This window comes from Klebsiella sp. K47 (assembly GCF_051858335.1).
Lineage (GTDB): Bacteria > Pseudomonadota > Gammaproteobacteria > Enterobacterales > Enterobacteriaceae > Klebsiella > Klebsiella pneumoniae.
In genome coordinates, this window is the sequence record NZ_JBPYUI010000014.1 from 30460 (window position 1) to 42198 (window position 11739).

General features: G+C 57.0%; 11 protein-coding genes and 2 tRNA genes. 9 read left to right on the forward strand and 4 right to left on the reverse strand.

Features of this window, described 5'->3' with window-relative positions:
* Positions 1-18 precede the first annotated feature (18 nt).
* Positions 19-951, forward strand: a complete 933-nt coding sequence (locus RRF55_RS15015) for a nucleoside recognition domain-containing protein (RefSeq protein ID WP_080851246.1) — start codon at positions 19-21, stop codon at positions 949-951.
* Here the strand turns inward: RRF55_RS15015 and RRF55_RS15020 are convergent.
* Positions 862-2484 (reverse strand): alpha/beta hydrolase, encoded by a 1623-nt coding sequence (locus tag RRF55_RS15020; RefSeq protein WP_087830701.1) that lies wholly within the window; start codon positions 2482-2484, stop codon positions 862-864. The genes RRF55_RS15015 and RRF55_RS15020 overlap by 90 nt on opposite strands.
* Before the next feature lie 272 nt (positions 2485-2756).
* Here RRF55_RS15020 and pmrD point away from each other — a divergent pair, with 272 nt between their 5' ends.
* Together pmrD and RRF55_RS15030 are read left to right on the forward strand one after the other, a co-directional pair.
* Complete coding sequence (gene pmrD / locus RRF55_RS15025) at positions 2757-3002, forward strand: signal transduction protein PmrD (protein ID WP_004141189.1); 246 nt, start codon at positions 2757-2759, stop codon at positions 3000-3002.
* Positions 3003-3131: 129 nt separating this feature from the next.
* Positions 3132-4586, forward strand: coding sequence for an AMP nucleosidase (locus RRF55_RS15030; protein WP_023301083.1), 1455 nt, complete (start codon positions 3132-3134; stop codon positions 4584-4586).
* Between the two features lie 161 nt (positions 4587-4747).
* Here RRF55_RS15030 and RRF55_RS15035 read toward each other — a convergent pair.
* Positions 4748-4823 (reverse strand) — tRNA-Asn (locus tag RRF55_RS15035).
* 5 nt (positions 4824-4828) lie between these two features.
* Here RRF55_RS15035 and RRF55_RS15040 point away from each other — a divergent pair.
* The 4 genes from RRF55_RS15040 (at position 4829) to RRF55_RS15055 (ending at position 8086) form a co-directional block, all read left to right on the forward strand.
* Positions 4829-4981, forward strand: coding sequence for a DUF5951 family protein (locus tag RRF55_RS15040; protein ID WP_004225945.1), 153 nt, complete (start codon positions 4829-4831; stop codon positions 4979-4981).
* Positions 4982-5015: 34 nt separating this feature from the next.
* Positions 5016-6452, forward strand: a complete 1437-nt coding sequence (locus tag RRF55_RS15045) for an EmmdR/YeeO family multidrug/toxin efflux MATE transporter (protein WP_004151469.1) — start codon at positions 5016-5018, stop codon at positions 6450-6452.
* A 128-nt stretch (positions 6453-6580) separates the two neighbouring features.
* Positions 6581-6656 (forward strand) — tRNA-Asn (locus RRF55_RS15050).
* A gap of 161 nt (positions 6657-6817) precedes the next feature.
* Positions 6818-8086, forward strand: coding sequence for a tyrosine-type recombinase/integrase (locus RRF55_RS15055; protein ID WP_087830700.1), 1269 nt, complete (start codon positions 6818-6820; stop codon positions 8084-8086).
* Between the two features lie 149 nt (positions 8087-8235).
* Here RRF55_RS15055 and RRF55_RS15060 read toward each other — a convergent pair whose 3' ends face one another.
* A complete protein-coding gene (locus RRF55_RS15060) occupies positions 8236-8958 on the reverse strand; it encodes a sulfite exporter TauE/SafE family protein (protein ID WP_032105408.1) in 723 nt (240 codons plus the stop codon).
* Positions 8959-8969: 11 nt separating this feature from the next.
* Positions 8970-9866: an oxidoreductase gene (locus RRF55_RS15065; RefSeq protein WP_004899253.1), complete on the reverse strand. Its 897-nt coding sequence runs from the start codon at positions 9864-9866 to the stop codon at positions 8970-8972.
* A 76-nt stretch (positions 9867-9942) separates the two neighbouring features.
* Here RRF55_RS15065 and RRF55_RS15070 point away from each other — a divergent pair, with 76 nt between their 5' ends.
* Together RRF55_RS15070 and RRF55_RS15075 are read left to right on the forward strand one after the other, a co-directional pair.
* Positions 9943-10827 carry a MurR/RpiR family transcriptional regulator gene (locus RRF55_RS15070; protein WP_004899254.1) on the forward strand — a complete coding sequence of 295 codons (885 nt, stop codon included), beginning with the start codon at positions 9943-9945 and terminating at the stop codon, positions 10825-10827.
* A complete protein-coding gene (locus RRF55_RS15075) occupies positions 10827-11684 on the forward strand; it encodes a DMT family transporter (RefSeq protein WP_004899257.1) in 858 nt (285 codons plus the stop codon). The genes RRF55_RS15070 and RRF55_RS15075 overlap by 1 nt, the downstream gene beginning before the upstream one ends.
* Positions 11685-11739: the final 55 nt, after the last annotated feature.

Consider the following 11739-nt stretch of genomic DNA (forward strand, 5'->3'; position numbering starts at 1 on the left):
GAGTGGTAAAAAAAGTAAATGGATGTCATAAGCATCATTATGGCGGCGGGCAAGTCGTCCGTTGACGTCGCGCTGTATACGCTGTTGCCGATCATGGTGATCATGCTGATCATCATGAAATACCTTGAGGTCCGCGGTATCCTCGATGTGATTGTTCGCTGGGTGGCCCCGCTGCTGAAGCCCTTCGGCTTAACCGGGATGAGCGCCTTCGCCCTGATCCAGATTAACTTTGTCAGCTTTGCCGCCCCGCTCGCCACGCTGTCGATTATGGATAAACGCGGCGTCTCGGACCGACAAATGGCCGCCACGCTGGCCATGGTGTTCGCCATGGGGCAAGGCAACGTCTTCTATCCTCTTACCCCTTTTGGTCTGCACTGGCTGGCCTCGATCGTTATCTCGGTGGTCGGCGGCCTGTGCGCGGCCGCCGTCGCCTGGCACGTCACCGGACGGCGCTTATCGGTCGCCGAGAGCCCCCGCGCGGAAGCGCTGCCGAACGCCGAGCAGAACAGCCAGGGAATTCTGGCCGTGATTAACAGCGCCGGCTCCGACGCCATCCGCCTGGCGCTCGGCGCGGTGCCAATGCTGATCCTGTCGTTAACCATCGTCGGGCTGCTGCAGGGCGCCGGGGCTATCGACCTGCTGCAGCAGCTGCTGAAGCCGCTTCTCAGCTGGCTGCACATCCCCCAGAACTTTGTGCTGCCGGCGCTGGTGAAGTGCGTTGCCGGGGGCACCGCCTACTTTGGCGTCATTTCCGAGCTGATCCAGCAGGGCAAAGTCACCGTGGGCCAGGTCAACGCCTCGGCAGGTCTACTGATCCAGACCTTTGATCTTCCCGGTATCGGCATTTTTCTTGGCATCAGCTCACGGTTTGTCCGCCTGTTCCGCTTCGTGGCTCCCGCGGCGATCGTCGGCATCCTGCTGCGTACCGTTCTGCACCTGATCCTGTTTTAACGCCTCTGCTCTGGCCTGCGCTTTCAGGCAGGCCGCCACCGCCGCCTGTTCGCCGCAGGCGATGCGCTCATCGACGCGCGTCATCATCCATGGAAAGAATGGATTGGAGGTGACGCGCATTAACGTCTCCAGCCCCACGCTCAGCGTCCCGGTCTCTCCGCGCAGTGAAATGGTGCCCAGGCTAATGCCGTAGCGGTTCTTCTCGTCCGGCTCGCGACCATACAGCGAGTCGCTCAGGGGAAACGGCACCGCCACATGCGACAAAGAGTACATATCCGCCGGCCAGGCCAGGTGTAAAGGATAACGATGCTCTTCCCGTTCCTGGGCCAGCGTGGTCCGGGCGACAGTCTGCAGCGTGTGCGCCGTCGCGTTGGTCACCACCGTGGTGGTATAGGCCCGCGGCGCCGGGGGCAGCAGCGTATTCACCGCCGCATAGAGCGCAGGGCGAAACAGGACCCGGAGATCCGCCGCCTGGTTAATATCGAACACCACCAGCTCGCTGCCGTTATCCGGCAGATAGCGATACAGGGACTCCACCACCGCGCGGGTGCTGACCGTGGAATCCATCACCGACTGAAAGGTGAGGATCGGCGGCAGCGCTTTCAGCTCGCCCTGCCGGGCCGCGCGGATAATCTGCTGCTGCAGCGCCTGGCTCAATAACCACGATTGTCTCGCCGCCTTGACCGGAAAGGAGTTGTACTTGAACGGATTAAACTCAGGCGCCACGTTCAGCCAGGCCGCGCGGGCGAACGCCGGGAAGACGGACGGTAGCCCGGCGAGGCCGGCGAAACGGGCAAACGCGGTCACGCCGATCATCGGCGACAGCAGAATAATCTGCTGCGGCTGACGCAGGTGGCTATCCTCCAGGCTATCGAGGGCATACTTGAGCGCCAGCGCGCCGCCGTTAGAGTAGCCGACCAGATGCAGCGGCACGTCCGCCCCGGCAAGGCGGGTCGCTTCGCGTACCGCCAGACGCGTCGCCGCCAGCCAGGTCTCCCAGTCAACCGCCGTTAACGCCCCCGGCGCGGTGCCGTGTCCCGGCAAACGCGGCGCCACCGCCACATAACCCCGCTGCTGCCAGAGTTGCGCCAGATAGCGCACGCTGTAGGGCGAATCGGTCAGGCCATGGAGGAGCACCACGCTGCCGCGCGGCTTGCCCAGCGGCAGCAGCACAAAAGAACGGTTCCAGTCCTGCTTAAACTGCCCCGGCCAGACCCGGCTGTGACGATAAAAGCGGTTGACCGGGGTTTTATCTTCCTCCGGCAAAGCCTCTGTCACCTCACGCTGGAGATCGGCGAAAATCGTCTTCTCCCGCGCCAGATACTGGGCAAAGGTCGCCTGGTCTATCTCTTCGGCCGACATCTCGTTGCCACTCCAGGTATGCCAGCGATGCAGGGCCGGGCCGCGCTGGGACTCATAGATCCGCCCGGCGAGAAAGACCACCAGCAGCGCCAGTACCGCAATGCTCCCTTTTTTCAGCAGTGAGCCGATAACGGCGCCCGACGTTCGCCAGTGTCGAAATAGATGCTTCATGACGCTCTCTCTTATATTTATTGCGTAGCCGGACTTATCAGCCCTCTTCCTGACAGGCTATTCTCACGGACTGCTTTTCAGCATAGTCATCGCTTCCTGCAAATTAAACCCGGCAGATCATTGCCCCCCGGCATAAAAAAACCTAGCGCACAGATCAACAATCGGTTGCGTATTTTTAAACACTGCATAAACCAAGGGGATAATCTTATTGTCAGATTTTTAAGAAACATGAATTATCGACGCACATGTCGCTATGAGAGGATAAAAAACAGATGGAGTGGTGGGTAAAAAAAGTACAGGACAACGCTTCGGCCAGCCTCTGCCGCGTCGTGCTTCAGAGCGGTGCGCTGGAGATGATCGCAGAGATTGAAGCCTGTCGCCTCCGCCTGCGGGAAGGGGATAAACTCACTCCGCTGGCCGATGCGCGCTATTGTCTGAATAATAATCCGACGCAAACTTTGAAGATCCGCAACGCCACTCATTATAGCAGCGAGCGTTGGACAAACGCCGGCAAATAACACGAGCCCGCTCCCTTTACTGGTTATGGTCTGAGTATCGTCGCATTTGACAGATAAATTCTCCTTCGCCCTTTTCCCGCTGTGACATACTATCGGGAATGTCAGCAGACCTGAAACAAGGAGCGAATCATGAATATCAAGGCCGCCAGTCTGACCCCGGAACAAGCGCTTGCCGAGCTGGAAGCACGCTATGAAGCCTCGGTCACGGCGTTACGCAAAGCCATCGGCGACTATATCGACCATAATACGCTCCCCGATACCGAAGCCCGCGCGCAAGGTCTTTTTGTCTATCCGCAGCTGTCGGTCTCCTGGGACGGCGCCGATCATAAAGCCCTCAAAACGCGCGCCTGGGGACGTTTCACCCATGCCGGTTGCTATACCACCACCATTACGAATCCGAAACTGTTCCGCAACTATTTGCTGGAACAGCTGACCCTGCTGTATCAGGACTATGGCGCGCATATCAGCGTCGAGCTGTCGCAGCATGAGATCCCCTATCCTTACGTGATCGATGGTTCCACCCTGACACTCGACCGCTCGATGAGCGCCGGTCTGACGCGCTATTTCCCTACCACCGAGCTGTCACAAATTGGCGATGAGACCGCGGATGGCCTGTTCCATCCCACCGAGTTCTATCCGCTGTCGCACTTTGACGCCCGCCGCGTCGATTTTTCGCTGGCGCGTCTGCGACACTACACCGGCACGCCGGCGGAACACTTCCAGCCCTACGTGCTGTTCACCAACTATACCCGCTACGTGGATGAGTTCGTCAGCTGGGGCTGCAGCCAGATCCTCGATCCCGACAGCCCCTATATCGCTCTCTCTTGCGCCGGCGGGATCTGGATCACCGCCGAGACCGAAGCGCCGGAACAGGCCATTTCCGATCTGGCGTGGAAGAAGCACCAGATGCCGGCCTGGCATCTGATCACCCACGACGGCAAAGGGATCACCCTGATTAACATTGGCGTCGGCCCGGCCAACGCCAAAACCATCTGCGATCATCTCGCGGTACTGCGGCCGGACGTCTGGTTAATGATCGGCCACTGCGGCGGCCTGCGCGAAAGCCAGGCCATCGGCGACTATGTGCTGGCCCACGCCTATCTGCGTGACGATCATGTACTGGATGCGGTGCTGCCGCCAGATATTCCGATCCCCAGCATTGCCGAAGTGCAGCGCGCCCTCTACGACGCCACCAAGCAGGTGAGCGGGATGCCCGGCGAAGAGGTTAAGCAGCGGCTGCGTACCGGGACGGTGGTCACCACCGACGACCGTAACTGGGAGCTGCGCTATTCCGCTTCGGCGCTGCGCTTTAATCTCAGCCGGGCGGTAGCTATCGATATGGAGAGCGCGACCATCGCCGCCCAGGGCTATCGCTTCCGCGTCCCCTACGGCACGCTGCTCTGCGTCTCGGACAAGCCGCTGCACGGTGAAATCAAGCTCCCCGGCCAGGCTAACCGCTTTTACGAGGGCGCTATCTCCGAGCATCTGCAGATAGGCATCCGGGCGATTGACCTGCTGCGCGCCGAGGGAGATCACATGCACTCGCGTAAGCTGCGCACCTTCAACGAGCCGCCGTTCCGTTAATCGTCGATGACGTGGGAATCGTGAGATAAACGCTGGCGTTACCCGCCAGGGAGCGTCAGCGTCCGGATAAGCGAAACAAACGACCCGGCGGTGTTTGTCCACGGAAGAAAGGCGGTAGACAGAAAAGCAAAAAGCCTGCTCGAAAGCAGGCTTCTTAAATTTGGCTCCTCTGACTGGACTCGAACCAGTGACATACGGATTAACAGTCCGCCGTTCTACCGACTGAACTACAGAGGAATCGTGTGGAGTCGTATCTTAGCGGCGAAAAAACTTTTGTCAAACATCAATTCGCCTGTTCAGGTGCAACTGCCGCTTCCATCGACAATTTGTTGTCATTTCCGACAATTATTACGGAAAATACTTTGCAGGATATCCATTTCTCAATCATCATTTGAAATGTTGTTTCAACATCTCTCACTAAGGTCTCTCTTGAACGTCACCTCCGCCGTACGCCAGGCTGTCGAACGGACATCCTGGTTTAAAAAACGTCAGCGTTATCGTGTGCTGTACTGGCGCGAAATCAGCCCTCTCGCTGTGCCCATTCTGCTGGAAAATGCCTGTGTGCTGCTGATGGGGGTGTTGAGCACCTTCCTTGTCAGCTGGCTGGGAAAAGAGGCCATGGCCGGGGTGGGGCTGGCCGATAGCTTTAACATGGTCATCATGTCCTTCTTTGCCGCCATCGATTTGGGCACCACGGTGGTGGTGGCCTTTAGCCTCGGCAAGCGCGATCGGCGGCGGGCGAGGGCGGCCGCGCGCCAGTCGCTGGCCATTATGACCCTGTTTTCCATTTTGCTGGCGGGGGTGATCCATGCCTTTGGCCAGGAGATTATTGATTTTGTCGCCGGCGATGCCACCGCCCAGGTCAAGGACCTGGCGCTGACCTATCTGGAACTGACGGCGCTGAGCTACCCGGCGGCGGCGATTGCGCTGATCGGCAGCGGGGCGCTGCGCGGCGCCGGCACCACCAAAATCCCGCTGCTGATCAACGGCGGGATGAACATCCTCAATATCTTAATCAGCAGCGTGCTCATCTACGGCATCTTTTCCTGGCCGGGGCTGGGGTTTGTCGGCGCCGGGCTTGGGCTGACCATTGCCCGCTATATTGGCGCGATAGCCACGATCTGGGTGCTGATGGTGGGCCTCAATCCGGCGCTGCGGCTGTCGCTGAAGGGCTACTTCAAACCCTTTAACTTCGCCATTATCTGGGAGGTGATGGGGATCGGCATTCCGGCCAGTATCGAATCTGTCCTGTTCAATGGCGGCAAGCTGCTGACCCAGATGTTTGTCGCCGGGATGGGCACCAACGTTATCGCCGGCAACTTTATCGCCTTTTCGGTGGCCTCGCTAATTAACCTGCCGGGCAACGCCCTCGGCTCCGCCTCGACGATCATTACCGGCAAGCGGCTGGGAAAAGGGCAGATTGGTCAGGCTGAATTCCAGGCCTGGCACGTATTTTGGCTGTCGACGATCATTCTGACGCTGATCGCCTGGGGCAGCGCCCCCTTCGCCGGCTTTATCGCCTCGTTCTACACCCATGAAGAAGATGTAAAAGAAGTGGTTAAACAGCTGCTGTGGCTCAACGCCCTGTTTATGCCGATCTGGTCGCTGTCGTGGACTTTACCCTGCGCTTTTAAAGGCGCCCGTGACGTACGCTACACCATGTGGGTGTCGATGCTCGGCATGTGGGGCTGCCGGGTGGTGGCGGGCTATACCCTGGGCATCGTGCTGGGGATGGGGGTGATTGGCGTCTGGTTAGGGATGGTGCTCGACTGGGCGGTGCGCGGCGTGCTGTTTTATTTCCGCATGGTGAGCGGCCGCTGGCTGTGGAAATATCCGCGCGTGAAGGCTTCATCGGAGGAAAGCTGAGCCGTTTGCGAGGCTAATCGCCATTTTTTGCGCAAAGTGAAGAATAATTCGGCAAACGATTCATTTTATTGAAAACAGGCTTTGACAGCGCCGGGCGTCATCGATAATATGCGCCCCGTTCACACGATTCCTCTGTAGTTCAGTCGGTAGAACGGCGGACTGTTAATCCGTATGTCACTGGTTCGAGTCCAGTCAGAGGAGCCAATTTCCTGTTTGCATGCATCTTTGCGAATCCTTATCTGATATTGATTCAAGAGGTTAGCGTGAAAACTCTTCCCGGTGCATTTTGATTTTACCCTCCGCATCGGGAAAAATTGGTGGTCAAATCTGGGGTCAGGTTAGTTCGATGACGGAGTGACCCCCAAATGTCCCTTAACGACTCAAAAATCCGCAACTTAAAACCATCCGCAAAACCCTTCAAAGTTTCTGATTCTAACGGTCTGTACCTTCTTATCAAACCAGGCGGCTCACGTCACTGGTATCTTAAATATCGTATAAACGGCAAAGAATCCCGCATTGCACTGGGTGCCTATCCTGCCGTCTCCCTGTCTGATGCCCGCCAGCAGCGCGAAGGTATCCGTAAGATGCTGGCGCTGAACATCAACCCGGCACAGCAGAGGGCTTCTGAACGCAGAGCCTGCACACCAGAGAAGGTGTTTAAAACAGTGGCGCTGGCATGGCATAAAAACAATAAAAAGTGGTCGCAGAACACCGCTGACCGTCTGCTTGCCAGCATGAACAACCATATCTTTCCTGTAATTGGTCATCTGTCCGTCACGGAGCTTAAACCCCATCATTTCATTGACCTGCTGAAAGGTATTGAGGAAAAGGGCCTGCTGGAAGTCGCGTCCCGCACGCGGCAGCACCTCAGTAACATCATGCGCCATGCGGTCCATCAGGGATTTATCGACACCAACCCGGCAGCAAATCTTGATGGCGTGACGGCTCCCCCCATGAGACACCACTATCCCGCCCTGCCGCTGGAGCGGCTGCCAGAATTGATTGAACACATTGAAGCATATCATCAGGGCCGTGAACTGACCCGGCTTGCTGTCCTGCTGACGCTGCATCTGTTCATTCGCTCCAGTGAGCTGCGCTTTGCACGCTGGTCAGAAATTGATTTCATAAACAGAATTTGGACGATACCCGCCACACGCGAAGCCATTGTGGGTGTGCGTTATTCAGGGCGCGGTGCAAAAATGCGCACTGCTCATATCGTGCCCCTCTCACAGCAGGCTATAGCTATTCTGAAACGGATTAAGGAAATATCCGGGGCTTACGAACTGGTCTTCCCCGGCGACCATAACCCGTACAGGCCGATGTGCGAAAACGCGGTTAATAAAGCACTGCGCCTTATGGGATTCGACACGAAACAGGACATCTGCGGACATGGCTTTCGGGCAATGGCATGCAGTGCCCTGATGGAGTCTGGCTTATGGTCGCAAGATGCAGTGGAACGCCAGATGAGTCACCAGGAGCGCAACACCGTGCGTCTGGCTTTCATTCATAAGGCTGAGCATCTGGAAGCCCGCAAGGCGATGATGCAGTGGTGGTCAGATTATATCGATACATGCCGGGTCGCATACGTACCACCTTTTAACACAGGGCGGGATAAAAACAACGAAGCTGCATGACCAATAACAAAAAGCTGTATCAGCATACCCTGGTACGGCTTTATTCATTTCTGATGGCTTGCCAACCCCTCCACCCCGACCCGTCGCTGCCTGTAGAAAGCTGTTACACAGCAACAACACGCTTGCGCCGTCAGCCCTGGCGTGCCATTTCATTTGAGAGCAAGGATCATCCCTACTGCCCCAGCGACGAGAACGGCATCAATGAGAAGCTCGAACGTATGCGTCTGGAGTTTCTGGACGAGACGTTTCGCAATCATCGAACCGACGAACAATGCGATGCCGATGGCAAGTCCATGTGTGAGGACAGGCTGCGCGAGTGCGCCCGATATACCGAACGTAGCTAGCTTGCCAGCGTAGAGCAGGATTGCGCTTGCCGCCTCTGATCCCAAAAATACGCCTCCACTCATTCCGTACCCGGTAAATACCGGCACGCTGAGCGGCCCGGTGGACAGCACGAATCCGGTCATAAACCCGACAATCGCCCCGGCCAAACTCATGTGCCAGAGATTCAAGTGGAGGTTCGATCGTCTGATGAGACGGCGCAGCGGGATCATCGCAAGGAAGAAAGCTGCCAGGAATACCTCCACTGTGCCAGGAGAAATCGTAAGTAACGTGTGCGCCCCGAGAACAGCCGCAGGAACTCCCGCCAACGAATAGGCAAACACCGGTCGCCAACGAATCTCATGCCACCAGACAATCACCCGTCCGATGTTGCCGAAAAGGGAGGCGATCGCCATAACAGGCACAGCAATCCGTGGCCCGTACGTGGCTACGAGGACGGGCAGCATGATTAACGACGAGCCAGTGCCGACGACACCGCTGAGTACTCCGGCACCGAGAGCGACGAAGAAGAGAAGTAAGAGTGCAATCATCGGCTTTAAGATCAACCAGGGCCATCGCTCGCAGCCGCAAGAAGCGGTACCAGGATGTCGCTGATCGGCGTTGGAATGCTGTGAACCCGGCCGCGACGCGCAATGACGCCGTTGCGGATATCCCATTCAAGCGGTCGGCCAGCTTCTCGATCCGTGAGTATGGAGGTGCTCATGTCTGCAGGAGCCGCCCGGAACTTATCGAGGATCTCCTGCGGCACTTCGTCTCCGAGTTCAGCGCCCTCTGCACGTGCCACGGCCAGGCATTCCTGCAGATAAGCCAGCGTAAGCCTGGCGATATCAGCACGGCCAAACATGCCTGAGCGGCGGTGCGTGAGTGCCATGAGTCCAGCCACCGCATTCTGCATCAGCTTGCGCCAGGCCAGGGAGCTGAAATTCGCGGCCAGATCTACGGAGCACCACGTGCCTTGCAGCGCTGCGGCCACTACACGGGAAGCTGGCGCGTCTGGCACGCTGAGGCGCGCCTCACCACGCAAGCGTACCGAGCCATCGGACTGCGCTTGCGCAGGGAACCACACGACAGCGGGAACGATCTGTCCGGGCAGAGAGTACGTAGCGAGCCTGTCCAACTGTTCGACCCCATTCTGGAGCACGCATATAACCGTCTCCGGGCCAGTCAACGCCCTGAGCCATTCTGCTGCCGCGTCGATTTGTGTGGACTTGACTGCCAGAAAGATAAGATCAACCGTGCGAGTGATTTGTGCCGGATTCGTCTGTACCGGACCGGGTACGGTGATAAAGCGGTTGCCATCTTGCAAGGTCAGGCTATCGCGGGGAGTACGTCCACACAGCAATGGTGTGCGGCCGACTTCGTGTAACGCCGCCGCGACTGTTGTGCCGATGGCACCTGGACCTAAAACAGCAACAACTGTATTGATTTCAGTGTTCATGAATGCGGACTCCTTGCAACAGAATCTAATTACGTGGTGGTTGTGCCCTTCCCAAAGGACATGTAATATATTACATATGAATAAAGAAAATGGTAATAGAATTTCAGAGGGTGAGCAGCGGTTACAGCAATGGCTTGGCAGCATTCACGCCCGAAGCGGCGACCTCGCTGCAAGTGAGGCTAAAGTTGTCGATCTCCTGCTTGTCGATCCTTTATTTGTCGGTACAAGCACGGCAGCACAGGTTGCCACCCGTGCTGGTGTATCACCGCCGACAGTAATACGCGCTGCACGAGCGATCGGGTTCACCGGGTTCACTGAACTTAAGATAGAGATTGCCCGGGCTCGTGGCACTGCCCAATTCTTTGCCCCGCCTGAAGTTCTTACAGCGGATGCGACGCTGGCATCAGTGCTGGAAACATCAATTCGTGCTGGTGTAGACGCACTGACTGCGCTCAGCGGTGCTATCGAAATCTCCGCACTTGATGAGGCGGTCGATTTAATCCAGAGCGCACGCCAGGTATTTGCATTTGGTGCTGGTCCCTCTGCGACGGTTGCCGCTGATGCGGTCTTTCGTTTGCGGACGGCGGGTGTGATAACCGTCAGTATCCAGGATTATTTATCAGCGATGATTGCTGCTCGTCTACTCGGTCCAGGCGATGTCATCATCGTCGTCAGTTCAACAGGGCGCACATCATCCACACTCTCCATCGCTGATGCAGCATCCTCGGCAGGAGCATCGCTTATTGCAATAACTAACCAGTACGATACCCCACTGGCGACACTCGCCAACGTTTCGCTCGTTGTTGGCGGAATGCCACTCCCGGCACAGATGGCCGCTGCCGGGAGTCGACTGGCCCAGCTCGTCGTTATTGATACGCTGGTCGCTGCTCTCACTCTGCGGGATAAAGAACAAAGTCGCCGGGCTGAACGGGCGGGTATTGATTTGCCCGATATGTCCTGATGCAGTTCAGCACGGTAGCAATGATTCTTACTGCTGCGGTAGCTCATGCAGTATGGAATATAGCCTCAAAATACAAGAGGGAAGACACTCTTGTGTTCGTCTGGGCGTACAGCTGTGCCTCAGCATTGCTGTGGGTCCCGTTCAGCCTCATTCTGATAGTTGAGGGACAACAGGAACTCGACTGGAGACTCGCTGTCGGCGCAGTTATCTCGTCTGCACTTCATATCGCTTATTCTCTAATCTTGCAGGCTGGCTACGAGCGCGCCGAACTGGGTGTTGTTTATCCGATTGCCCGAGGAAGTGGACCAGTTCTGACGATACTGTTTGCAACCCTTCTCATGGGAGAACGGATTTCACCAGGCGCTTTACTCGGCGCTTTTATCGTTATCGCTGGTATTTTCGTTGTCACCGGCAATCCGTTCAGGAGCGGAAGCCGACCACTACAGGGAATGCTTTGGGGGGCAGCGACAGGCACCGCCATCGCTGGCTATACACTCTGGGACGGTTATTCGGTAATCTCTCTGCACCTGGATCCAGTGCGCTACTACGCCAGCACACTCCTGCTACAGAGTCTGATTCTTACCCCTGGTGCGATGCGGCGACGAAATCGCATTCCAACTGCTGTACGTGTGGATATCATCCCAATCCTTATCATTGCTGTATGCTCTCCCCTTGCCTACATCCTTGTACTGACAGCCATGCAGAGCATGCCACTGGCACTCGTCGCTCCTCTCAGGGAAACATCCATTATTGTCGGCTCCCTTCTTTCGTACTGGCTTTTTCGTGAAAATCATCTGGCACGCCGGATTGCCGGTGCAGTGGTGGTGCTGACCGGCATCGCAATAATTAGCCTTTGATCGCTTCGTTGGATGCCAATCGTCGTCTTATTGTCAGCGTGGATCGTTCGTCGAA

Bases quoted from the DNA above. Each gene is read 5' to 3' on its own strand.
- RRF55_RS15015 (WP_080851246.1), top strand. From the start codon at position 19: ATGGATGTCATAAGCATCATTATGGCGGCGGGCAAGTCGTCCGTTGAC.
- RRF55_RS15020 (WP_087830701.1), bottom strand. From the start codon at position 2,484: ATGAAGCATCTATTTCGACACTGGCGAACGTCGGGCGCCGTTATCGGC.
- pmrD (WP_004141189.1), top strand. From the start codon at position 2,757: ATGGAGTGGTGGGTAAAAAAAGTACAGGACAACGCTTCGGCCAGCCTC.
- RRF55_RS15030 (WP_023301083.1), top strand. From the start codon at position 3,132: ATGAATATCAAGGCCGCCAGTCTGACCCCGGAACAAGCGCTTGCCGAG.
- RRF55_RS15055 (WP_087830700.1), top strand. From the start codon at position 6,818: ATGTCCCTTAACGACTCAAAAATCCGCAACTTAAAACCATCCGCAAAA.
- RRF55_RS15060 (WP_032105408.1), bottom strand. From the start codon at position 8,958: ATGATTGCACTCTTACTTCTCTTCTTCGTCGCTCTCGGTGCCGGAGTA.
- RRF55_RS15065 (WP_004899253.1), bottom strand. From the start codon at position 9,866: ATGAACACTGAAATCAATACAGTTGTTGCTGTTTTAGGTCCAGGTGCC.
- RRF55_RS15070 (WP_004899254.1), top strand. From the start codon at position 9,943: ATGAATAAAGAAAATGGTAATAGAATTTCAGAGGGTGAGCAGCGGTTA.
- RRF55_RS15075 (WP_004899257.1), top strand. From the start codon at position 10,827: ATGCAGTTCAGCACGGTAGCAATGATTCTTACTGCTGCGGTAGCTCAT.